Here is a 22618-nt window from a genome sequence, read left to right as displayed (position 1 = left end):
GTGATGACGCGGGGCGGTCCGCCGTACGAAGATGGCCGCATGTCAGAGACCCTTCGCAGCGACAGCGCCTCCCGGCTGCCCCGCCAGGTCGCCGACGCATATGTCGACGACCTCATCGCCATCGATCCGATCACGGGCACCTATCTCGGTGTCGCCGCGAGCTCCAGCCGGCTCCCGGACTTCTCCCCGGCCGGCCGCGCGGCCGCCGCCGACCTGTCCCGCTCCACCCTCGCCCGCCTCGACGCCGCCGAGCGGCTGCCCGGCGCGGACAGCGACGCCGAGCGCCGCTGCGCCCGCCTGCTGCGCGAGCGCCTCACCGCCGAACTCGCCGTGTACGAGGCGGACGAGGACCTGCGGGCCGTCAGCAACATCCACTCGCCCGCGCACTCCGTCCGCGACGTCTTCACCCTGACCCCCGCGGACACGGACGAGGACTGGGCGGCGATCGCCGAGCGGCTGCGGGCGGTCCCCGCCGCCCTCGCCGGCTACCGCGAGAGCCTCGGACTCGGCCTGGACCGCGGCCTGTACGGCGGCCCGCGCGCCACCGCGACCTTCATCGGCCAGCTCACCACCTGGGTGGGCGAGGACGGCGACGGCGAGAGCTTCTTCGGCGAATTCGCGTCCCGCGGCCCGGAGTCGCTGCGCTCCGGGCTGGAGGAGGCGGCCGCCGGAGCGACCACGGCCCTCGCCGAGCTCCGCGACTGGATGCGCGACGTGTACGAACCCGCCGTCGCCGACGCCCCGGACCCGGTGGGCCGCGAGCGCTACGCCCGCTGGTCCCGGTACTTCAACGGCACGGACCTGGACCTCGACGAGGCGTACGCCTACGGCTGGTCGGAGTACCACCGCCTGCTCGCCGAGATGAAGGCCGAGGCGGCCAAGATCCTGCCCGGCGCGGGTCCTTGGGAGGCGCTGAAGCACCTCGACGAGCACGGCACCCACATCGAGGGCGTCGAGGAGGTCCAGGCCTGGCTGCAGGGCATCATGGACGAGGCCATCCAGAACCTCGACGGCACGCACTTCGAGCTCGCCGAGCGCGTGAAGCGGGTGGAGTCCATGATCGCCCCGCCGGGCGGCGCGGCGGCCCCGTACTACACCAACCCCTCGGAGGACTTCTCCCGCCCCGGGCGCACCTGGCTGCCGACGATGGGCCAGACCCGCTTCCCGGTGTACGACCTGGTCTCCACCTGGTACCACGAGGGCGTTCCCGGCCACCACCTCCAGCTCGCGCAGTGGACGCACGTCGCGGACCAGCTCTCCCGCTACCAGGCCAGCGTCGGCCTCGTCAGCGCCAACGTCGAGGGCTGGGCGCTGTACGCGGAGCGCCTGATGGACGAGCTGGGCCACCTCAAGGACGCCGAGCAGCGCCTGGGCTACCTGGACTGCCAGATGATGCGCGCCGCGCGGGTCATCGTGGACATCGGCATGCACCTGGGCCTGGAGATCCCGGCGGATTCGCCGTTCCACCCGGGCGAGCGCTGGACGGTGGACCTGGCGCAGGAGTTCTTCGGCCTGCACAGTGGCCGGCCGGCGGACTTCATCGAGAGCGAGGTCACCCGCTACCTGTCGATGCCGGGTCAGGCGATCGGCTACAAGCTGGGCGAGCGGGCCTGGCTGCTCGGGCGGGACAACGCCCGCGCCGCGCACGGCGACGCCTTCGACCTGAAGGCGTGGCACATGGCGGCGCTGTCGCAGGGTTCGCTGGGCCTGGACGACCTGGTGGACGAGCTGTCGAAGCTCTGACCCCGTCGGCCGTCACGCGTACGGGCCGCCCGTTCCCCTGCGAGGGAGCGGGCGGCCCGTACGGCGTTGCGGCGCGCGCGGAATCGGAGCGTCAGCAGCCGCAGTCGTCGGAGTCGGTCGGCGCGGTCAGCGGGTCCGCCTCGGCGCGCTGCTCGCTGCCCTGCCAGGTCTCGACCTCGAAGCCCTCGCGGATCCAGTACTCGATGCCGCCGAGCATCTCCTTGACCTGGAAGCCGAGCTGGGCCAGGGCGAGGGCGGAGCGGGCGCCTCCGTTGCAGCCGGGGCCCCAGCAGTACGTGACCACGGGGAGGTCCTTGTCGAGGAGCTGCTCGGCCTGCTCGGGGATCAGGGCGGTCGGCAGGTGGACCGCGCCGGGCACGTGGGCCTGGTCCCAGGCGGGCGTGGAGCGGGAGTCGACCAGCTGGAAGCCGAGCTCGGCGCCCTGCTCGCGGTGGGCCTTGAAGGCGGCGGCGACATCGGACACGTCCGCGTGGAAGGCGAGGCTCGCGGCGAAGTAGGCGGCGGCCGCGGCCGGGGCGGCCGGGGGCACCCGGAGCACGGGGTTGGCGGCGGGAGCGGGGGCGGCGGCCGGGGCTGCGGTGTTCTGCGTCGTCGTCATGGCTCAGAATCTACGAGCCGCTGATCATCTCGGGAAGTGCCTTTCCCCGGCCTTCCTCTTGTTCGGCCGGGGATTCCCCTGCTACATCTGCTCCATGACCGACTATTCCCCTGACGCCACCGACTGGCGCATCCTGACCGCCCTCCAGGAGGACGGCCGGGCCAGCTTCGCCGAGCTCGCACGCGCCGTCTCCATGTCCGCGAGCGCGGTCACCGAGCGGGTGCGCCGCCTGGAGGAGTCGGGCGTGATCACCGGGTACACCGCCGTGGTGGACCCGGAGAAGCTGGGCAAGTCCATCCTGGCGCTGGTCCGGCTGCGCTATCCGCACGGCAACTACAAGCCGTTCCACGACCTGTTGGAGGCCACGCCGGAGATCCTGGAGGCCCATCACGTCACGGGCGACGACTGCTTCGTGCTCAAGGTCGCCGCCCGCTCGATGGGGCATCTGGAGGAGGTCGCGGGCCGGATCGCCGGCCTCGGCGCCGTCACCACGAGCATCGTGTACTCCTCGCCGCTGTCCCGTCGGCCGCTCAGTCCGTGAGGGCCGCGGTGCGGTGGCGCACCACGGAGCCGCCGCGCTGCTTGACGATCTCCAGCTGCGCCTGCACCCGGGTCCGCAGGTCGGCGACGTGGCTCACGATGCCGACGCTGCGGTCCCGTTCGCGCAGCGAGTCCAGGACGTCGAGCACCTCGTCCAGCGCCTGGTCGTCGAGGCTGCCGAAACCCTCGTCGATGAAGAGGGTGTCCAGGCGCATGCCCCCCGCCTCGTCGGTCACGACGTCGGCCAGGCCGAGGGCCAGGGCGAGCGAGGCGAAGAAGGTCTCGCCGCCCGACAGCGTAGCGGTGTCCCGCTCGCTGCCGGTCCAGGCGTCCACCACGTGCAGCCCGAGGCCGGAACGTCCGCGTCCGCTCGCCTTGGCGTCGGAGTGGACGAGCGTGTAGCGGCCGCCGGACATCCGCAGCAGCCGCAGTGTCGCGGCGGCCGCGACCTGCTCCAGCCGGGCGGCCAGGACGTACGCCTCCAGCCGCATCTTGCGCTCGTTGTCGGCGGAGGTGCCGGCGGTGAGCCCGGCCAGCCGGGCCACCCGGTCGTACGCCTCGCGCAGCGGGCCGAGCGCCCGCAGCTCCTGCTCCGCCTGCCGGGAGAGCCGGTCCAGCTCCGCGCAGCGAACCCGGGCCGCGTCCACGGCAGACCCTGCCGTACGAAGCTTCGCCGCGGCCCGGGCTTCGTACGCCTCGGCGGCGTCCGGCGCGGCCCGGGGCAGCGTCGCGGCGGCGACGGTGTCGGTCTCGCCGAGGCGGTCCGCCAGCATGGCCTCCTCCGCCTGCCAGGCGTCCAGCCTCCGTTGGAGCGCGGTGCGTTCGTAGTCCGGGAGCACCGCGTCGGCGGCGGCCTCGACGGTGTCGAACCCGGCCTTGAAGGCGGCGTCGGCCAGTTGGGCGTCGGCCTCCTTCAGCCGGGCCGCGGTGTCCTCGGCCCGGCGCAGCGTGGCGGCCGCCCGGGTGACCATCCGCACCCGCTCCTCCAGGAGCCTGGCGCGCGCGGCGACCGTCGGCGCATCCCCCCGGACGAGGGCCAGTTCGGCCTCCAGCTTGGCCTGTTCCTGATCCAGGGAGTCGCGCAGGGTGGCCCGGGCGGCGGAGCGGCGCTCGGCGTCGAGCCGGTCGGAGCTGCGTACGGCGTGTTCGCGCTCGGCGCGGGCCAGCCGCTCCCGGGCCGCGTGCAGTCCGGCGGCCGCGGCATGGGCGGCGGCGTGCCGGGAGCTCAGGTCCGAGGTCAGCGCGAGGAGTTCCTCGGTGGTGGCCTCCCCGGCGGCCGCCGCGGCCTCGGCGCGGGCCTCCTGGACGGCGGCGAGTTTCCGCTCGACGGCGGTCCTGCGCTCCTCGGCCTGCTCGTAGCGGGCGTGGGCGGCGTCCTCGGCGGCCCGGTCCACGTGCCCGGGGGCCGGGCGCGCCGGAGCGGGGTGCTCCGCCGATCCGCACACCGTGCACGCCTCCCCCGCCACCAGCGCCTCGGCGAGCTCGGCGGCGATCCCGCGCAGCCGGGTCTCCTTGAGCTCCAGCCAGCGCTCCCGGGCGGCGGTCGACTCCTCGCGTACGGAGAGCAGTTCGCCCTCGGCGTGCTGCGCATCGCCGTCCAGCGCATCCCGGCGCCGGGCGGCGTTCAGGTGCAGGCGGGCCGGCTCGAGCCGCCCCGCCAGCTGCTCGGCCAGTGTCGCGGCCTGCTGGGCGGATTCCACCCGCTCCGCCAGCGCGGTCCGGGTGGCCTCCCAGCGGCCGAGCCAGTCGGCGGACTCCCGCAGCTGCTCCTCGGCGTCGCGGGCCTCCCGCTCCAGGGTGGCCCGCTCGCGGCCGATCTCGGCGCTGCGCTGCTCGGACCGCTGGGCGGCGCCGAGCGCGCCGAGGTCCTCGCGCAGCCGCTGCTCCACGGCGGACAGCTGCTCGGTGCCCGCCTCGGCGAGGGCCGCCGGGAGCTCCGCCCGGGCGGCCGCCTCCGCGTGGGCGGCGGACAGGTGGGCCGCCGACGCGGCTCCGCGCAGTTCCAGGGCGGGGGCCACCAGGGCGCCCCGGCGGGCCCGGTCCAGCAGGGCGCGGACCCGGTCCCGCTCGGGCTCCGCCTCGGCGAGCAGGGCGGCCCGGCGGGCCGTCTCGGCGTGCCGGCGCTGGAGGCGGTCGAGCTCCCGCGCCTCATCGGCGGCCCGCCGGGCGGCGGCGTGGCGGCCCTCGACGGCGGCCAGCGCGTACTCGGCGACGGTCAGCCGCTCCCGGGCAGCGCAGCGTGCGACGGCCGCCCAGGCCCGGATCGCCCCGGCCAGCCCGGGGTCGCCCGGCTGGTGCCCGGGCAGCGGCCAGGCCCGCAGGTCGGCGCTGTCCCCGGCGGCCTGGGCGAGCCGCTGGGCGGTGCCGAGCACCTTCTCGTCGCCGGCGCGCACCTTGGCCTCGGCGTCGCGGCGGCGCTCCGCGAGCAGGGTCTCGACGGCGGCGAAGCGGCGGGTGTCGAAGAGCCGGCCCAGCAGCCGGCCCCGCGCCACCTCGTCGGCCCGCAGGAACTTGGCGAACTCGCCCTGCGGCAACAGCACGACCTGGCAGAACTGCTCGCGGCTCATGCCGAGCAGCTGCTCGATCTCCTCGCCGATCTCCTGGTGGGAACGGCTGAGCGCCTGCCACCGTTCCCCGTCGAATTCGCGCAGCCAGCTCTGCGCCTTGTCCTTGGTGGTGCCGGTGCCGCGCTTCTTCGGCCGGTCCTGCTCGGGGCGCCGGGTGATCTCCAGGCGGCGCCCGCCCGCGGTGAGTTCGAGGGTGACCTCGGTCGGCGTCCCGGCGTCGGCGTGGTCGCTGCGCAGGCTGGTGCCGGGGGCCTGGCGGGGGCCGGGCACCGATCCGTACAGGGCGTAGCAGACGGCGTCGAGGACGGAGGTCTTGCCCGCGCCGGTGGGGCCGTGGAGCAGGAAGATCCCGGCGCCGGACAGCGCGTCGAAGTCGATCTCCTGGGGTTCGGCGAAGGGCCCGAAGGCGGTGATCCTGAGCCGGTGCAGCCTCATCGGCGGGTCTCCTGCCGGCTGTCGTCCGCCCGTACGTCCTCGAAGGCGTCCTGCAGCACGGCCCGTTCCGCGTCGTCCGCGATCCCGCCGCCGCGCACGTGGGCGACGAAGTCCTCGGCGATCTCCTGGTCGCTGCGCCCCTTGAGGCGCTGGGCGTACGAGGTCCCGCCGTCCTCCTCGCGGCCCTCGGGATCGAAGGCGAGGCTGAGGGTGTGCGGGAAGCGGGCGGCGAGCCGGGCCATGGGGTCCTCGGGCCGGACCGGGTCGGTGAGGGTGGCCTCGATCCAGGAGTCCTCGTACGCGGCGTACGACGCCTCCTCGAGCAGCTCCTCGAGCCGCCCCCGGATCCGGGCGAGCGGCCGCGGCACGGGGGTGTCGATGCGCTCGGCGGTGATCTCGCCGGCCGCGCCGAGTTCGACCAGCCACATGCTCTTGCGGTGGTCGGCCTCGGAGAAGGAGTAGGCGAGCGGGGAACCGGAGTAGCGGACCCGTTCGTTGATCGTCTGGCAGCCGTGGAGGTGCCCGAGGGCCGCGTAGTCCACCCCGTCGAAGACGGAGGCGGGCACGGCCTCGACCCCGCCGACGGCGATGTCGCGCTCGCTGTCACTGGCCAGCCCGCCGGTGACGAAGGCATGGGCGAGGACGACGGAGCGGGTGCCGGGGGCGCGCGCGGCGAGATCGGCCCGGACCAGGTCCATGGCCGCGCCCAGCACGGCCTCGTGGCTCACCTTCTCCGCGCCGAACCGGTCCTTGACCAGGGCGGGCTCCAGGTACGGCAGTCCGTACAGCGCCACCTCACCGTGTACGTCGGCCAGCACCACGGGGTCGGCGCAGCCCTCGGGATCGGTCCGCAGGTGGATCCCGGCCCGGCCGATGAGCCCGGCGCCGACGCCGAGCCGGCGGGCGGAGTCGTGGTTCCCGGAGATCATCACGGTGGGCACGCCGAGGTCGGCGAGCCGGTGCAGGGCCCGGTCGTACAGCTCGACGGCGGGCAGCGGGGGCACGGCCCGGTCGTAGACGTCACCCGCGACGAGGACGGCGTCGACCTCGTGCTCGCGGACGGTCTCGACCAGATGGTCGATGAAGTCGGCCTGGGCCCCGAGCAGGTTCACGCGGTGGAAGGACCGGCCGAGATGCCAGTCGGAGGTGTGCAGGAGCCTCACTCGCCGGCCCCGCCGGACGTCTCGCCGCACATGTTTCTTCCGTCCCCCTGGTCGTCCCGGTCGTCACCCGCTCGCTGAGCCCCTCTACGCTAACGCGTCGCCGGGGCCCCCAGGACGCGTCCGCGGAGGCTCGTCCTCAGGACGCGTACGTCTCCCCGCCGAGGGTGAGGGTGGCGCTGCCCGCCGTACTGTCGGCGAGCCAGGCCTCGAAGGCGGGCAGGTCCTCCTCCGGGAGGGCGACCTCGATCTCGACGGCGGCCCCGTAGCGCAGGTCCACGACCGTGCGGCCGGTGGAGCGCAGGTCGTTCTGGGTCTTGCCGGCCCGCTGGTGGTCCACGGTGACGGTGGCCAGCCGGTACCGGCGGCGGGTGAGGGTGCCGAGCTCGTCGAGGGCCTCGCCGACGACGCCGCCGTAGGCCCGGATCAGACCGCCGGCGCCGAGCTTGACGCCGCCGTAGTAGCGGGTGACCACCGCCACGGCGTACCGGATGTCGCGGCGCATCAGCATCTGCAGCATGGGCACCCCGGCGGTGCCGCCGGGCTCGCCGTCGTCGCTGGCCTTCTGGACGGAGGCGTCGGCCCCGATGACGTAGGCGAAGCAGTTGTGCGTGGCGGTGGGGTGCTCCTTGCGGACGCGCGCGACGAACTCCTGCGCCTCCTGCTCGGTCGCCGCGGGCGCGAGCGAGCACAGGAAGCGCGAGCGGTTGATCTCCGACTCGTGCACGCCCTCGCGGGCCACCGTCACGTACTGGTCTGACTTCACCGCTCCACCCTACGGGGAATCGGACATGCGTCCTTTCGGTTGATCACGAGTGCGGCCCGGAGTACCGGACCGCGCCCGGAAGGCAACAGGAGGCGGCACCCGTGTACGGCGACCCGGCAACCATCCGCAAGATCCTCACCGAGCTCGGCGACACCTGGGCCGTGGTGGGCCTGTCCAACAACCGGGACCGGGCGGCCTACGGAGTGGCCCGCACGCTCCAGCGCTTCGGCAAGCGGGTGGTCCCCGTGCACCCGAAGGCGGAGGCGGTCCACGGCGAGCAGGGCTACGCCTCGCTCGAGGAGATCCCGTTCGAGGTGGACGTGGTGGACGTCTTCGTGAACAGCTCGCTCGCCGGGGCGGTCGCCGACGAGGCCGTGGCCGTCGGCGCGCAGGCCGTCTGGTTCCAACTGGGCGTGATCGACGAGGAGGCCTTCGCACGCACCCGCGATGCCGGCCTGGAGATGGTGATGGACCGCTGCCCGGCCATCGAGATCCCGGCCCTGTAGCCGGCCGCCGCACGCCGTCGGCGGGCGGGATCGAGACGGCCAGGTCGACTCGGCGGCGTGGTGATGCTCACGCCCAGGGCGTCGGCGGGGCTTGAACTCCCGTGCGTGCTGCTCCACGCTGCACTCCACCGTCCGCTGCGCTGCGCTGCACTGCGAGGCCCTGTCATGACCGCCCTCTTCGCCTTGGCCTCCGCCGTGCTGTGGGGCCTCGCCGACCTCGGCGGCGGGCTGCTGACCCGCCGGCTGCCGGCGCTCACGGTGGTCGTGGCCTCGCAGGGCCTCGCCGTCGTCGCGCTCGGCGCGGTCGTCCTGGGCACCGGGGCCTGGCGGGTGGCGGGGCCGCAGCTGTGGTTCGCGGTCGCCGCGGGCCTGGTCGGGCCGGTCGCCATGCTCAGCTTCTACAAGGCCCTGGCCCTCGGGCCCATGGGCGTGGTGTCGCCGCTCGGCTCGCTCGGGGTGGTCGTGCCCGTCGTGGCGGGGCTGGCCCTGGGCGAACGGCCCGGGCTCGGCCGGTTCGCCGGGATCGCGGTGGCCGTCGTGGGCATCGTCCTCGCGGGCGGCCCCGAGCTGCGCGGTGCGCCCGTACGGCGGCGGGCTGTGGTGCTCACCCTGGTCGCCGCCTTCGGGTTCGGCTCGGTGATGGCGCTGATCGCGCACGCCTCCGGCAGCATCACGGGGCTGTTCCTCGCCCTGTTCGTCCAGCGGATCACCAACGTGGCCGCGGGCGGCACCGCCCTGTGGATGCGGACCCGGCACGGCGCCCCGGCCCTCCCGGCCGGTGCGAGCCCGCGGATCCTGTGGGCGCTGTTGCCGGCGCTGGCCTTCGTCGGCCTCGCGGACGTCGCGGCGAACGGCACCTACGCCATCGCCGCCCAGCACGGTCCGGTGACCGTGGCCGCCGTGCTCTCCTCGCTCTACCCGGTGATCACCGCGCTCGCCGCCTTCGTCGTGCTCAAGGAACGGCTGCGGGCGGTCCAGGCGGCCGGCGCAGGCCTGGCCCTCGCCGGAACGGTCCTGCTGGCTGCCGGCTAGGCCGGCTGCCCCTTCCCTTCCGGATCAGCACCCGGCCCGGGACCGGGACCGGGACCGGGATCAGGCAGGTTCCGCGGCCGCGTCGGCGGAGCGCTGCTCGGCCTCCACCAGCTGCGCCACCGCGCGCAGCTGCTCCGGAGTCATCCCGTCCGGGATCGGTACGGGCGCCGGGGTCCGCAGCGGCGGCTGCCAGCCCGTCTCCGGCTGCCACCGGCGCACGATCCGCGCGGGCGCCCCGGCCACCACGGCGTGGTCCGGCACCTCGCCGCGTACGACGGCCCCCGCGGCCACCACCACGTTGCGGCCCAGCCGCGCCCCCGGAAGGATCACCGCGCCCGTGCCGAGCCAGCAGCCGGGGCCTATCTCCACCGGTGCACTGCGCGGCCACTGCTTGCCGACGGGCTCGTGCGGATCGTCGTAGCTGTGATTGGTGGAGGTGATGTAGACCCCGGGCCCGCAGAACGTGTCGTCCCCGATGGTGATCCGGGTGTCGGCGATGACGTGCGTGTCCCGGCCGAGCACCACGCCGTTGCCGAGGACCAGCACCGGCTCGGTGCCGAGGTCGAGGCCGGGCATCATCCCGGCGGTCAGCGTGACCTGCTCGGCGATGATGCAGTGCTCGCCGAGGCGGATCCACGGCTCACCGAAGACCGTGCCCTGGGGGAAGGCGAGGCGGGTGCCGTGCCCGATCGCGCCGAAGCGCAGGCGCCCGGGGGTCTGCGCGGTGACCGCACCGGCCTGCTGCATCCAGCGCCAGCCGGCGTGGACCGCACGGTTGGCGAGTCGGCGGCGCAGGGCCGTCAGGGATGAGAACGTGTTCTGGTTCTTCGGCACCGGGTCACCGTAACGCGCCGAGCACCCGGAGCGCGCCGTGATCTTCACCCCATCGCCGGTCGGGCCGGACCCGTGCCCTACCGTGCCGGTAGCGCGACACGCAGGGCACTCCAGCACACAGGACTGAGGAAGAGAACATGACGTATCACGCGGACCGGGGCCAGGCACTCGTCGCGGGCGTAGGCGGCAAGAGCCCGCAGATCGACCCCACGGCCTTCACCGCACCGACCTCGGTCGTGATCGGCGACGTCACGATGGCCCCGGGCGCGAGCATCTGGTACTCGGCGGTGCTGCGCGCCGACTGCGGCCCGATCACGCTCGGCGCGGACAGCAACGTGCAGGACAACTGCACGCTGCACGTCGACCCCGGGTTCCCGGTCTCGATCGGCGAGCGCGTCTCCATCGGCCACAACGCCGTGGTGCACGGCTGCACCGTCGAGGACGACTGCCTCATCGGCATGGGCGCCACCGTCCTCAACGGTGCGGTGATCGGTGCCGGTTCGCTGGTGGCCGCGCAGGCGCTGGTCCCGCAGGGCATGGTGGTCCCGCCCGGTTCACTGGTCGCGGGCGTGCCGGCCAAGGTGCGGCGCGAGCTGACCGACGAGGAGCGCGAGGGCATCAAGGTCAACGCCCTGATGTACGCGGACCTGGCCGAGCAGCACCGCGCCGCCGTCCAGCCCCCGCAGTAGCCGTACGCACCCACCTGCGCCCCGCGGCCGGCTACTCGGCCGCGGCGGCCGCCGTCTCCGAGGCAGCGGTCTCCGGGGCAGCCGCAGCCGCCTTCTTCATGCGGCTGCGGAGCACCAGGGTCACGGTGAGGCCGATCACCAGCGCCAGCACCAGCGCGACCCAGGAGAAGCCCTTCAGCCAGGGCTCCGCGACGATGCCGATCGAGTAGATGACGGCCGTGGTGCCGCCCGCCCAGAGGATGCCGCCGAGGATGTTCGCGACCAGGAACCGCCAGTACGGCATGTGCAGCACGCCGGCCAGCGGACCGGCGAAGATCCGCAGCAGGGCCACGAACCGCCCGAAGAAGACGGCCCACATCCCCCACTTGTCGAAGGCCCGCTCCGCCTGGGCCACGTGCTGCGGCCCGAAGTGCTTGGGGAAGCGCCGGCCGAGCCGGTCCAGCAGCGGCTTGCCGCCCCTGCGCCCGATCGCGTAGCCGACGGAGTCGCCGACGATCGCCCCGGTGGACGCGCAGATCCCCAGGACCACGGGGTCGATCTCGCCGTGCTGCGAGGCCAGCAGCGCCGAGCTGACCAGGATGATCTCCCCCGGCAGCGGGATGCCGAGGCTCTCCAGCCCGATGACCAGACCGACCAGGAGATAGATGCTGACCGCCGGAATCGTCTCCAGCCATTCCTGGATGTGCACCGGTACGTCCTCCCGTATCGCGGCGGCGCGTCCGCTGTGACACGCCGAACGGGCAGCCTATCTGCTCTTGACCACAGCCTTTGCCGTCAGGTGGAGTTCGCGGGAGGAACGGCCCGCGAACACTTCACGACGGCCTGAACCCAGCACCCAGGCGTGCCGTTCGGGATCCCAGGAGGACAGCGTGCGGGCGTCGACGTCGAGGACCACCTGCTGCGCCTCGCCCGGCGCCAGGGTGAGCCGCCGGTAGCCGGCCAGCGCGCGCACCGGCTGGTCGAGCTTCAGCTCCGCGGAGGGGCCGACGTACACCTGGGCCACCTCGGTGCCCTTGCGGCGCCCGGTGTTGCGGACCGTGAACTCCACGCGCAGCCCGTCGCGCCCCGGCCGGACGCTCAGCTTCTCGTACTCCCACGTCGTGTACGAGAGCCCGTGCCCGAACGGGAACAGCGGGACCACCTGCTGCGCGTCGTACCAGCGGTGCCCGACGTGGATGCCCTCGGTGTACTCCTGCCGGCCGCCCACCCCCGGGTAGCGCAGCGGGTCGCCGGCGACCGGGGTCGCGTGCTCGTCGGCCGGGAAGGTCTGGGTGAGCCGGCCGCCCGGGTCCACGTCCCCGAAGAGGATGTCGGCGGTGGCTGCGGCCCCCTCCTGGCCCGGGTAGTACATCTGGAGGACCGCTCCGGTACGGGAGAGCCACGGCATGGCCGTGCTGGAGGAGGTGTTCAGCACGACCGTGGTGCGGGGGTTCGCGGCGGCGACCGCCTCGATCAGCCGCGCCTGCCCGCCCGGCAGGCCCAGCGAGGTCCGGTCGCTGCCCTCGGTGGCGTCCTCGTAGGCGAACAGCACGACGCTGCGCGCTGCCGCGGCGATCTTCACGGCCTCGGCGAGATCGGCGGCCCGGGTCGCCTTGGTGGTGTGCCGCAGCCGGAACCGCCGGCCCTCGTTCCCGCCCTCGGCGAAGACGGCGAGCCGGTGCGTGCCCGCCGTCAGGGCGAGGGTGCGGCGGCGTACGGCGAAGCCGTCGGGCGCCCTGCCGAGGAGTCCGCCGGCGAAGTGCTCGGCCGCTCCCTGCCGGACCGGGAACAGCTCCTCGCCGTCGAGGCGCACGCTCGGCCGCTTCCCGGTGTAGTGGACGAGGAGCGTCCACTCGTCGTCCGCGGCGAGCGTGAACTCGCCCTCGTGGCTCCAGCTCCGCCCGGCGTCCACCCGCCGGTCGTCGAGGTCGGCCGCCGGGGTGAGCAGGTTCGCCGGGAGCGGCCGGCCGTACACGTCCTCGCCGAGGGCGTGGCGCACCGTGCTGCCGTTCCCGGCGCGCTGCCGGATCGCGTCGAGCGGGGAGAGCGCCTTGTCGGGGACCACGTGCGCGCTGCCGCCGCCGCTGACGAAGGGCACCTGCCCGGTGGGTCCGATCACGGCGACGGAGCGGGCCGCGGCGCCGGTCAGCGGCAGGGTGGCGTGCTCGTTGTGCAGCAGCACCGCGCCGGCGGTGGCGACCCGGCGGGCGACCCGGGCCCCGGCGGCGGCGTCACGGGCGGGCCGCGCCGGCTGCTGCGCCGCCAGGAGCCCGAAGCGGTCCATGGTGGCCAGGATCCGGCGTACCGCCAGGTCCACGGCGTCCACTCGGACGGAGCCGCCGCGCACGGCCTCCTGGAGCGGGCCGCCGAAGTGGGTGCCGCCGGGCATCTCCATGTCGAGGCCGGCGCCGATGGCGGCGACGGTGCTGTGGGCCGCGTCCCAGTCGGACATCACCCAGCCGCCGAACCCCCAGCGCCCGCGCAGCAGTTCGTCGAGCAGCGGCTTGTGCTCGCAGGCGTACGTGCCGTTGACCTTGTTGTACGCGCCCATCACCGCGCCCGCGCCGGCACTGACGGCGGCCTCGAACCCGCGCAGCTCCGTCTCGTACAGGGTCTGTTCGGCGGCCACGACGTCGACGGTGTCGCGGCCCTGTTCCTGGTTGTTCAGGGCGAAGTGCTTGACGGTGGCGATGAGCCCTTCGTCCTGGATGCCTCGGACCATCTCCGCGACGAGGTCCGCCGTGAGCCGGGGGTCCTCGGCGAAGGTCTCGAAGTTCCGCCCGGCGTAGGGGGTGCGGATCAGGTTGGCCATCGGGGACAGCAGTACGTCCTGGCCGAGCGCCCGGCCCTCGCGGCCGACGACCCTGCCGTACTCGCGGGCCAGCGCCGGGTCGAAGGCGGAGGCCAGCATCACGGGCGCGGGCAGTGCGGTGGCCGGTTTGGCGACCCGTACCCCGGCGGGCCCGTCGGCGAGCCGCAGCGGCGGGATGCCGAGGCGCGGCACGCCGGGCAGGTACCCGGCCTGGCCGAGCGGGGCCGGGTCCGGGCCGCCGTGCAGCAGGCTGGTCTTCTCCTCGAGGGTGAGCCGCTCCAGGAGGGCGTCGATCCGGGCGGTGCTGCCGGGCGGGGCCTCGGCCGGGGTGGCCGCTGCGGCCGCCGGGGCCGTACGGGAGACCGCGCCGGGCGGCACCGCGGCCACGCAGCCGCCCGTTCCCAGGGCGACCCCCATCGCCCCGAGCAGCCGCATCGCGCAGCGTCTGGACACGGCCTCGCTCATGGCGCTCCCTGCGGCTCCGGTCGGCGGGAGCGGCCCGCGCCGGACCGCTCCCACGCCCACTGTGCGCCGCCGGCCCGCCCGGTTCGGCTCAGACGCGCCACCGCTGCGCCGAGGTTCAGCCCTGCGGCGGCGGCTCCAGCGCGTCGGCGTCGCGGCGGTGCCCGTCCTGTGCCTGGACGCGCGCCTCGGTGCGGTGCCCGCGCGCGATGTAGTCCCGTACGACGGCCTCCACGGCGTCCTGGGGCGAACCGATCCCGGCGAGGACCATCACCTCCACCACGAGCTCGGCGTCGAGACTGATGTCGACCCTGGCCACGGCCACCTCCTCATCGTCGGACGGGGACTCTAGCGTCCCCGGCGCCCCGTCGCAGGGCGGAGGCAACTCCCGGCGCCCGCCCCGATGTCGGCGGCAGGTACCACCGCCAGTTGCCCCGCGACCGCACGGCGCGCGCATCCGACGGTCAAGGCCGGGGAATCCGTTCGCAGCCCTGCACGCGGCGCCGGCCGAAAACACGGAACCCGCCCGGGACGAGGGTTCTTCTCCCTCGTCCCGGGCGGGTCCTCGACCGGCGGTCCGGCCACGGGCGGTTCGGGCGGCGAACCGGCCGTCGGCCCCCGGCGGACGTGCCGGTTACGCGTTCGGGCGCAACGTCCAGACGACGACCATCTCGCCCGTCACGGCCTCGTCCTCGCGCTGGATGGCGATGGTGACCGGGAACTCCGGGCGGCCGCCCGCGTCGAGTTCGGCGACGACCTCGGCGGCCGGGCGGCCGAGGGTGGCGGTGGCCGTCACGACGCCCTTGGCGAGCTTCTTGTAGCCGATCTCGGCCCTGACGGCGAGGGGCACGGCGCGCGAGAGCTGGTCGCCGAAGGCGGCCAGGACGATCGCGCCGCTCGCGGACTCGGCGAGGGTGAACATGGCGCCGGCGTGCGGGCCGCCCACGTGGTTGTGGTAGTCGGGCTGGTCCGGCAGCCGGACGACCGCACGCTCGGGGGTGGTCTCCAGGAACTGGAGGTTCAGGGTCCGGGCCATCGGCACCGTCGCGGCGAGCAGTTCGCCCACGTTCATCTGGTCTGCGCTCATGGAACGCGATGTTACCCGCGAGTAGACACCCTGGCCAGACCTTCACACGGGGCGGACGTGCCTCCCGATACCCACTCCTACTATCGTTACCGGCCATGTGGCCAGGACAGCAGCAGCCGCCCGGGGGAGAGCAGAACCCTCAGGACGCGCATCAGAACCCGTACCAGCAGCCGGGACAGCCGGGACAGCAGCCGAACCCGTACCAGCAGCAGCCCGGCTACGGATACCCGCAGGCGGGCTACCAGACGCCCCCGCCCGTCCAGCCGTGGGGCCAGCCCCAGCAGGCCGTGCCGCCGCAGGGCGGCGGCGGGAGCCCGTTCGCGACCAAGACCGTGGCCATCGTCGCGGCGTCCGCGGTCGTCGTGGTGGCGGCCGCCACCGGCGCGTTCGTCCTGACCCGGGACGACAAGAAGAACGACGAGGCCGACAACAAGCCCGCCACCGCCTCCTCGGCCCCGGCCACCTCCGAGGCCCCGGCCTCGCCCGGCGCCAACCCGCGCGCCGGCGGCGACGTCAAGCCGGTCATCCCGGGCTGGAAGGTCGTCGTCAACCCCAAGTACGGCACCGCCTTCGACGTCCCGCCGGAGTGGAACGTGTCGAGCGCGGGCGTCATCGCCGGCTTCGAGGACGCGGTCAAGAACGACGGCAAGCCGATCGTCAGCTTCTCCGCGCCGGCCTTCCTCAAGGAGGACTGGTGCAAGGTCGACTCCAACAAGGACGGCCGTGAGGAGTCGACCGAGCTCGCCGGCACCGGCACCAAGGGCGGCCAGGGCGCCAAGGACACCGCCGAGGCCGTGAAGAACGAGGCCGGCAACTGGGCGTTCGCGGCGTTCGCACAGAAGGCGCCGAAGGGCACCGTCAAGGTCTCGGACCCCAAGGAGTACACCACCTCCTCCGGCCTCAAGGGCCACATGGCGACCGCCACGGCGACCGGCGTACCCAAGGAGAACAAGTGCTCCTCGGACGGCAAGTCGATCGCGTTCAGCTTCAAGACCGCGAACGGTGACTTCTCCAGCTGGGTCCTCTTCGCCGCCTCCGGCGTCCAGGGCGAGGTCCCCCAGGAGACGATGGACAAGATCCTCAGCTCGGTGCGCCTGAACGGCACCGCAAGCAACGGCTGACGCACAGGTCACACTTCAGACGTCGCAGGTCCGCCTGTCCCCGATCCGCCTGTTCGCACCATCCGTTCGCCCCCGCGCCCCGGGTCGTAATCCGTTTGGATTCTCGGCCCGGGGCGTGGATAGTCCGGGGGTGAGCTCTCCCCCCACCGCCCCGCCCCGTACGACCGCACACCGCCGCCGGCCCGCCTGGGCCGGCCGCAACTACACCCTGCTGACGGGCGCCGCGGTCGTGACGAACCTCGGCAGCCACGGAGCGCTCATCGCCTCGGCCTTCGCCGTCCTGGAGGCGGGCGGGTCCGGCGGGGACGTCGGCCTGGTGGCCGCGGCCCGCACGCTCCCGCTCGTCCTCTTCCTGCTCATCGGCGGCGCCCTCGCCGACCGGCTGCCGCGCCACCGCGTGATGGTCGCCGCCAACGCACTCAACTGCGTCTCCCAGGCGGCCTTCGCCGTGCTCGTCCTGACCGGACATCCGCAGTTGTGGCAGATGATGCTGCTCACCGCGCTCTGCGGCACCGGTACGGCCTTCTTCAACCCGGCCGCCGAGGGCATGCTGCTCTCCAGCGTCTCCGGCGAGCACGCCAACCGCGCCTTCGCGCTCTTCCGGATGGCCATGAACGGCGCCGGCATCGGCGGGGCGGCCCTCGGCGGAGCCATGATCGCCGCGATCGGCCCGGGCTGGGTCCTGGCCGTGGACGCCGCCGCGTTCGCGCTGGCCGGAGCCCTCCGCGCCTTCCTGGACGTCAGTCACGTCCCCGACCGGGCGCCCGGGGGCGGCCTGCTGGCGGACCTGCGCGAGGGATGGGTGGAGTTCCGGACCCGGCCCTGGCTGTGGAGCATCGTGCTCCAGTTCTCCGTGGTCGTCGCCGTCGTCGGTGCGGCCGAGGCGGTCTACGGTCCGCTCGTCGCCCGCGACCAGCTGGGCGGGCCCGCTCCCTGGGGGCTGGCGCTGGCCTTCTTCGGCATCGGCACCATCGCCGGGGCCCTCCTGATGATGGTGTGGAAACCGCGCCGGCTGCTGCTGGTCGGCACCCTGTGCGTGTTCCCGCTGGCGCTTCCGTCGGCCGGCCTGGCGGTCCCGCTGCCCGTGTGGGGCCTGTGTGCGGTGATGTTCGTCAGCGGCACGGCCGTCGAGGTGTTCGGCGTGAACTGGATGACGACCATGCACCAGGAGATCCCGGAGGAGAAGTTCTCCCGGGTCTCCGCGTACGACTGGTTCGGCTCGGTGTCGATGCTTCCGCTGGCCACCGCCGTGGCCGGCCCGGTCGAGTCGGCGTTCGGCCGCACGTCCGCCCTGTGGGGCTGCGCCACGCTGGTCGTCCTGGGCACCGCGGCGGTCCTCTTCGTCCCCGACGTGCGCCGGCTGACCCGCAAGCCCCCGCCCCCGAAGGCCTCCTCGGTCCCGGCCGCCGCCGCTCCCGACCCGGCGGCCGCGTCCACCGGGGTCAGCCCAGGCTGAACGCGCCCGCCGGCGGCTCCGGCGAGGCGACGGCGTCCGCGTCTCCGACCGGCAGCGCCCCCTTCGTGAACCGGGCCAGCGCCGCCCCCTCCTCGACCCGCGCGGGAAACGCATCCGCCGCGCACAGCCGCGACAGCGCGGCCACCGGCAGCTCCGCGTCCGAGGCGAGCAGCACCGCGTTCCCGAACCGCCGACCGCGCAGCACACCCGGCTCCGCGACGAGCGCGAGCTCCCCGAACACGGCGCCGAAATTGGCGAGCTGGGCCCGCAGGAAGCCGAACGGCGCCCCGTCGGCCAGGTTCGCCGCGTAGACCCCGCCCGGCCGCAGCACCCGCGCCGCCTCCCGCGCGTACTCCACGGAGGTCAGCTGCGCCGGCACCCGCGAGCCGCCGAACACGTCGGCGACCAGGACGTCCGCGCTGTCGGCGGCCGCGCCCTCCAGCCAGGCCCGCGCATCGGCGGCGTGCACCGTGACATCCGATCCGGCCGGCAGCGGCAGGTGCTCCGCGACCAGCTCCACCAGCCCCGCGTCGAACTCCACCACCACCTGCCGGGAGCCCGGCCGTGTCGCCGCCGCGTACCGGGGCAGCGTCAGCGCGCCGCCGCCGAGGTGCAGCACGTCCAGCGCGGTACCTGGCTGGGCCACGCAGTCCAGGACGTGCGCGAGCCGGCGTACGTACTCGAACTCCAGGTGCTCGGGATCGTCGAGGTCGACGTACGACTGCGGTGCGCCGTCGACGGTCAGCAGCCAGGCCCGCTCCCGGTCCACGTCCGGCATCAGTTTGGCGGTGCCCTGGCCCACGTCCCGGACGACCGGGATCTGTTCGTCGCTCACCGCACCATTGTCCGGCAAGCAGTACGTCAGGCCGCCCAGACGGCGGCCGCCTCGGCCGCGTGCTCGGCCGCCTGCGCCAGCCCGGCGCGCGCCGCCGGGGCCCGCCGCGCCGGGTCCAGGACGTTGCGCCCGAAGGCCTTGCGGGCCTGTGTGGACGGGGTGATCAGCAGGACCCGCGCCCCCGCCTCCCGCAGCCGCGCGGCCTGGGCGGCCGGTGAGGGGACGAGCCCCGATCCGAGCGCCAGCGGCGCGAGGATCACCACCCGCGAACAGCCGGAGGCGAGGTCGGCGTTGGTCGCCGACCGGATCCCGCCGTCGATGAACCGGCGTCCGCCCACGGTGACCGGCGGCCACACCCCGGGCACCGCGCAGCTCGCCGAAACCGCGTCGACCAGCCCGGCCCCGCTCTCCCGGTCGAAGGCCGCGAGCTCGCCGGTGAGCGCGTCGACGGCGGTGACGACGAGCCTGCGCTCGGGCCAGTCGTGCGAGACGAGCCGGGCCTCCAGCACCTTGCGCCGCTCCGCCTCCCCGCCGGTCTCGGCGGCCAGTGCGAGGGCGCCGACCCGCTTGCGGTAGCTCTCCGGGTCCCGCGAGCGCACCATCGCGACGGCGTAGCGGGCGAAGAGCCCCGCCCCGAGCCGGGCCACGGCCTCTCCGGCGGGGTCGCCGAGCTGGCGCTCGTACAGCTCCTGCGGGGTGAGCAGCCCGGAGGTGAGCTGGGCGCCCACCACCGAGCCCGCCGAGGTGCCGACGACGAGGTCGGCGGCGGTCAGGTCCACGCCCGCCTGCGCGAGCCCGTACAGGATCCCGGACTCCCAGCCGATGCCGGTGAGTCCCCCGCCGCCCAGCACCAGTGCCGTACCGTCGCCGCCCATCCCGTCCCGCCCCTTCTTCGCCCGCCCGTGGTGACGGCAGTCTGGCGCAACCGGACCGCCGCCACCACGGCAGGGCGTCAGGACGTCGACGCCGGTGCGGGCGGCGGTTCAGTCGAGCACGGCCGTGACCGTCCCCGCGCCGACGGTCCGCCCGCCCTCACGGATCGCGAAGCCGAGCCCCGCCTCCAGCGGTACGTCCCGTCCGAGCTCGACGGTCATCGCGACCGTCTCGCCCGGCCGGGCGAGCCCCGCCTCGCCCAGGTCCACGTCCCCCACCACGTCGGCGGTGCGGATGTAGAACTGCGGCCGGTACCCGGACGCCACCGGGGTCGTACGCCCGCCCTCCCGCGCGGACAGCACGTACACCTGCGCGGTGAAGCGGCGCCTCGGCACGACGCTCCCGGGCGCGGCGACCACCTGCCCGCGGCGTACGCCGTCGCGCGGCACCCCGCGCAGCAGCAGCGCGACGTTGTCCCCGGCCTCGGCGGACTCCATCGGCTTGCCGAAGGTCTCCAGGCCGGTCACCACGGTCTCGACGGGCTCGCCGTCGCCGCCGAGGACGCTCACGCGGTCGCCGACGCGGACGCTCCCGCGCTCGACGGCGCCGGTCACGACCGTCCCGCGTCCGGTGATGGTCAGGACGTTCTCCACCGGCAGCAGGAAGGGCGCGTCCGTGTACCGCACCGGCATCGGCACGTACGTGTCCACGGCGTCGAGCAGCGCCTCGATCGCCCCGGTCCAGCGGGGGTCGCCCTCCAGCGCCCCGAGTCCGGAGACCCGTACGACCGGCGCGGCGTCCCCGCCGTATCCGTTGGCGGTGAGCAGCTCGCGGACGTCGAGCTCGACCAGGTCGGTCAGCTCGGGGTCCCCGGCGTCGGCCTTGTTGAGCGCGACGACGATGTGGTCGACGCCGACCTGCCGGGCGAGGAGCACGTGCTCGGCGGTCTGTGGCATGACCCCGTCGAGCGCGGAGACGACGAGGATCGCCCCGTCGAGCTGCGCGGCGCCGGTGACCATGTTCTTGACGTAGTCGGCGTGCCCGGGCATGTCGACGTGGGCGTAGTGCCGGGTGTCGGTCTCGTACTCGACGTGCGTGAGGTTGATGGTGATGCCGCGCCGGGCCTCCTCCGGGGCCCGGTCGATCCGGTCGAACGGCACGAAGGAGGCACCGCCGCGCTCGGCGAGGACCTTGGTGATGGCGGCGGTGAGGGTGGTCTTGCCGTGGTCGACGTGACCCATGGTGCCGATGTTGAGGTGCGGCTTGGTGCGCACGAAGGCCGTCTTGGCCATGATGTCTTCCCGAGTGCTTCCGAAGCTGGAGACGGGACCCCTGGAGCGAACCGACCCTCCCCCTGTGGGGTCCGCCGGACGATCCGGGAAGGGTCAGCTTCGTGCGCCGTCGAATGCGGCGAAGGCGGTTGCCTCGAAGACCTCGAACGCCTCGAAGAGGAAAGCGGCAGCCTTCGGCGCGTCCGCGACTGCGGACGGCGCTGCGGGGAAGGCGTACCGGGGCATGGCCCAGATCCTGCCGGACCGCCCCCGCCGCGTCGAACGAATTACCGCGCCGCTAGGAGTTCTTGAGCGCCTCGCGCACGGACAGCGGGGAAAGAGCGGCCCGTTCCGCGGCGACGAAGGCGCGGACCGCCTCCGGGTCCGTCTTCGCGTACTCGCGCAGTGCCCAGCCGATGGCCTTGCGGATGAAGAAGTCCGGGTGGCCCGACTGGCGGCGGCAGTAGCCGAAGAGGCGCTCGGGGTCCGTCGCGGACTTGTAGCGCAGCTGGTGGAGGAGGGCCGTGCGGGCGAGCCAGAGGTCCTCGTCCCCGATCCACTCGTCCATCACGGCCGTGAGCCGCGGATCGGCGGCCACGAGCGGGCCGGCCGCGTGGGCCGCGAGGTGGTCGACGGTGTCCCACCACGGGACGGTGACGATGAGCCGCCGGACCACCGGCAGGAAGCCCGAGGAGCACACCCGGACGTGCCGGCGCAGATAGTCCACCGCGAAGTAGTGGTACTCGCGCTCCGGGAGCTCCCAGCACCGCAGCACGAGCGCCGCCAGGTCCTCCTCCCCCGGCTTCGGGGTCTGCGCGGTCACGGCTTTCGACAGCTCGCGCCGCAGCGGGGTGCGGATGCCGAGGAAGGGCGCGACGTCCTTCATGTACGCGGCCATGGACCGGGCGTGCACCGGGTCGGCGGCCGCTCCGTACGTCGTCGTGAGGCGGCCGAGGAGCGTGTCCGCGAGGGCGCTGCGCGGGACCTTCGGGGGTCGCTGGTCGTTCGGCCGCATGAGGCCCAGATTACGGCGCGACGCCGCATTGGTCGGCTAGTCTCCCGGGATGTCCCTCCTCCTCGCGCCGTGGACCCGGCTGTCGCTGCTCGTCGTGCTGCTGCTGGCGGCCGGCGTGTGCGTCGTGCTGTACGAGCCCCAGCGCATCCTGTCGGAGGGCTGGCCCCCGGGTCTGCCGGTGGGCTCGGCGGTCCTGCTGTTCGCGGCCGTGTACGGGGTGGCCACGGCGGCCCTGGTGCCGCGTCCGCTGCTCAACCTGGCGGCAGGGGCCGTCTTCGGCATCCCGTTCGGCCTGGTGGCGGCGGTCGGCGGCTCCGTCATCGGCGCCGGGATCGCCTTCGGGCTGGGCCGGATGATGGGCCGGGACGCCGTACGGCCGCTGCTGCGCGGCCGCTGGCTCGAGGCGGCCGACGACCAGCTGGCCCGGCACGGCTTCCGCTCGATGCTGGCGGTCCGCATCTTCCCGGGCCTGCCCTTCGCGGTCGCCAACTACTGCGCCGCCGTGTCCCGCTGCGGGTGGCTGCCCTTCCTCCTCGCGACGGCGATCGGCGTCGTCCCGAACACCGCCGCGTACGTGGTCGCGGGCGCGAGCGCCTCCTCGCCGGACTCCCCCGCCTTCCTCGCCTCCTTCGGTTTCATCGCCGTCTCCGCGGTGGCGGCCGCAATCGTCGGGTGGCGCAAGCGGCACCGGCTGGCGCCCGTACCGGCATGTGAAACGTACGATCATGCACCTCAGCACCCCCCTGTGGTCAGCGCCGCTCCCCATGGGCCCTAGCATCGGACCCGAACTGCCCGACGATCACAAGGACGAGCGCA

Annotated in this window: 22 protein-coding genes; 8 read left to right on the top strand and 14 right to left on the bottom strand. The window is 74.2% G+C overall.

The features are described 5' to 3' along the window. Nucleotides 1–39 precede the first annotated feature (39 nt). Nucleotides 40–1743 carry a DUF885 domain-containing protein gene (locus ACZ49B_RS14345; RefSeq protein WP_468305035.1) on the top strand — a complete coding sequence of 568 codons (1704 nt, stop codon included), beginning with the start codon at nucleotides 40–42 and terminating at the stop codon, nucleotides 1741–1743. 91 nt (nucleotides 1744–1834) lie between these two features. Here ACZ49B_RS14345 and ACZ49B_RS14340 read toward each other — a convergent pair whose 3' ends face one another. Next, on the bottom strand, nucleotides 1835–2362 hold the full coding sequence (locus ACZ49B_RS14340; RefSeq protein ID WP_468305031.1) for a rhodanese-like domain-containing protein: 528 nt from the start codon (nucleotides 2360–2362) through the stop codon (nucleotides 1835–1837). A gap of 94 nt (nucleotides 2363–2456) precedes the next feature. Between ACZ49B_RS14340 and ACZ49B_RS14335 the strand changes: the two genes are divergently transcribed. Further along, nucleotides 2457–2903, top strand: coding sequence for an Lrp/AsnC family transcriptional regulator (locus tag ACZ49B_RS14335; protein ID WP_266669214.1), 447 nt, complete (start codon nucleotides 2457–2459; stop codon nucleotides 2901–2903). Here the strand turns inward: ACZ49B_RS14335 and ACZ49B_RS14330 are convergent. The 3 genes from ACZ49B_RS14330 to ACZ49B_RS14320 form a co-directional block, all read right to left on the bottom strand. After that, nucleotides 2893–5904, bottom strand: coding sequence for an AAA family ATPase (locus ACZ49B_RS14330; RefSeq protein WP_468305028.1), 3012 nt, complete (start codon nucleotides 5902–5904; stop codon nucleotides 2893–2895). The two genes, ACZ49B_RS14335 and ACZ49B_RS14330, sit on opposite strands and share 11 nt — an antisense overlap. Then, nucleotides 5901–7067 (bottom strand): exonuclease SbcCD subunit D, encoded by a 1167-nt coding sequence (locus ACZ49B_RS14325; RefSeq protein WP_468305025.1) that lies wholly within the window; start codon nucleotides 7065–7067, stop codon nucleotides 5901–5903. Before ACZ49B_RS14325 ends, ACZ49B_RS14330 begins: the two co-directional genes overlap by 4 nt. 136 nt (nucleotides 7068–7203) lie before the next feature. After that, nucleotides 7204–7830, bottom strand: coding sequence for a YigZ family protein (locus tag ACZ49B_RS14320; RefSeq protein WP_468305022.1), 627 nt, complete (start codon nucleotides 7828–7830; stop codon nucleotides 7204–7206). A gap of 101 nt (nucleotides 7831–7931) precedes the next feature. On the opposite strand from ACZ49B_RS14320, the gene ACZ49B_RS14315 reads away from it, so the two are divergent. Together ACZ49B_RS14315 and ACZ49B_RS14310 are read left to right on the top strand one after the other, a co-directional pair. After that, entirely contained in the window at nucleotides 7932–8336 is a 405-nt protein-coding gene (locus tag ACZ49B_RS14315) for a CoA-binding protein (protein ID WP_468305020.1), read from the top strand. Nucleotides 8337–8501: 165 nt separating this feature from the next. Continuing rightward, entirely contained in the window at nucleotides 8502–9368 is an 867-nt protein-coding gene (locus ACZ49B_RS14310) for an EamA family transporter (protein WP_468305017.1), read from the top strand. A 60-nt stretch (nucleotides 9369–9428) separates the two neighbouring features. Here ACZ49B_RS14310 and ACZ49B_RS14305 read toward each other — a convergent pair whose 3' ends face one another. Beyond that, entirely contained in the window at nucleotides 9429–10202 is a 774-nt protein-coding gene (locus ACZ49B_RS14305; protein ID WP_468305014.1) for an acyltransferase, read from the bottom strand. A gap of 137 nt (nucleotides 10203–10339) precedes the next feature. Between ACZ49B_RS14305 and ACZ49B_RS14300 the strand changes: the two genes are divergently transcribed. After that, nucleotides 10340–10891, top strand: coding sequence for a gamma carbonic anhydrase family protein (locus ACZ49B_RS14300; RefSeq protein ID WP_053789694.1), 552 nt, complete (start codon nucleotides 10340–10342; stop codon nucleotides 10889–10891). 31 nt (nucleotides 10892–10922) lie between these two features. Here ACZ49B_RS14300 and ACZ49B_RS14295 read toward each other — a convergent pair whose 3' ends face one another. The 4 genes from ACZ49B_RS14295 to ACZ49B_RS14280 all read right to left on the bottom strand — a co-directional run bounded on the left by ACZ49B_RS14295 (nucleotide 10923) and on the right by ACZ49B_RS14280 (nucleotide 15231). Continuing rightward, on the bottom strand, nucleotides 10923–11579 hold the full coding sequence (locus ACZ49B_RS14295) for a DedA family protein (protein ID WP_468305011.1): 657 nt from the start codon (nucleotides 11577–11579) through the stop codon (nucleotides 10923–10925). 57 nt (nucleotides 11580–11636) lie between these two features. Next, nucleotides 11637–14147, bottom strand: coding sequence for a beta-glucosidase (locus ACZ49B_RS14290; RefSeq protein WP_468305008.1), 2511 nt, complete (start codon nucleotides 14145–14147; stop codon nucleotides 11637–11639). A gap of 115 nt (nucleotides 14148–14262) precedes the next feature. Beyond that, complete coding sequence (locus tag ACZ49B_RS14285) at nucleotides 14263–14463, bottom strand: DUF2191 domain-containing protein (RefSeq protein WP_468305005.1); 201 nt, start codon at nucleotides 14461–14463, stop codon at nucleotides 14263–14265. Nucleotides 14464–14778: 315 nt separating this feature from the next. After that, the gene (locus ACZ49B_RS14280) at nucleotides 14779–15231 is read right to left on the bottom strand and encodes a DUF4442 domain-containing protein (protein WP_468305003.1); all 453 of its coding nucleotides are present in this window, start codon (nucleotides 15229–15231) and stop codon (nucleotides 14779–14781) included. A gap of 95 nt (nucleotides 15232–15326) precedes the next feature. Here ACZ49B_RS14280 and ACZ49B_RS14275 point away from each other — a divergent pair, with 95 nt between their 5' ends. After that, a complete protein-coding gene (locus ACZ49B_RS14275) occupies nucleotides 15327–16352 on the top strand; it encodes a DUF8017 domain-containing protein (RefSeq protein ID WP_468305000.1) in 1026 nt (341 codons plus the stop codon). A 130-nt stretch (nucleotides 16353–16482) separates the two neighbouring features. Then, entirely contained in the window at nucleotides 16483–17808 is a 1326-nt protein-coding gene (locus ACZ49B_RS14270; RefSeq protein ID WP_468304997.1) for an MFS transporter, read from the top strand. Here the strand turns inward: ACZ49B_RS14270 and ACZ49B_RS14265 are convergent. From ACZ49B_RS14265 to ACZ49B_RS14245, 5 genes are all read right to left on the bottom strand, one after another. After that, on the bottom strand, nucleotides 17795–18586 hold the full coding sequence (locus ACZ49B_RS14265; protein ID WP_468305559.1) for a spermidine synthase: 792 nt from the start codon (nucleotides 18584–18586) through the stop codon (nucleotides 17795–17797). The two genes, ACZ49B_RS14270 and ACZ49B_RS14265, sit on opposite strands and share 14 nt — an antisense overlap. Nucleotides 18587–18669: 83 nt before the next feature. Then, a complete protein-coding gene (locus ACZ49B_RS14260) occupies nucleotides 18670–19518 on the bottom strand; it encodes a patatin-like phospholipase family protein (protein WP_468304994.1) in 849 nt (282 codons plus the stop codon). Between the two features lie 108 nt (nucleotides 19519–19626). After that, nucleotides 19627–20808 carry an elongation factor Tu gene (tuf, locus tag ACZ49B_RS14255; protein WP_468304991.1) on the bottom strand — a complete coding sequence of 394 codons (1182 nt, stop codon included), beginning with the start codon at nucleotides 20806–20808 and terminating at the stop codon, nucleotides 19627–19629. A 93-nt stretch (nucleotides 20809–20901) separates the two neighbouring features. After that, nucleotides 20902–21033, bottom strand: a complete 132-nt coding sequence (locus ACZ49B_RS14250) for a hypothetical protein (protein WP_468304988.1) — start codon at nucleotides 21031–21033, stop codon at nucleotides 20902–20904. 52 nt (nucleotides 21034–21085) lie between these two features. Next, nucleotides 21086–21802, bottom strand: a complete 717-nt coding sequence (locus ACZ49B_RS14245; RefSeq protein ID WP_468304985.1) for a DNA alkylation repair protein — start codon at nucleotides 21800–21802, stop codon at nucleotides 21086–21088. 49 nt (nucleotides 21803–21851) lie between these two features. Here ACZ49B_RS14245 and ACZ49B_RS14240 point away from each other — a divergent pair, with 49 nt between their 5' ends. Next, nucleotides 21852–22577, top strand: a complete 726-nt coding sequence (locus ACZ49B_RS14240) for a TVP38/TMEM64 family protein (RefSeq protein WP_468304982.1) — start codon at nucleotides 21852–21854, stop codon at nucleotides 22575–22577. Nucleotides 22578–22618 lie beyond the last annotated feature (41 nt).

This window comes from Streptomyces sp. NPDC031132 (assembly GCF_055570595.1).
Note: the sequence above shows the minus strand (reverse complement) of the source record. Positions and strands in the feature narration are given on the sequence as shown.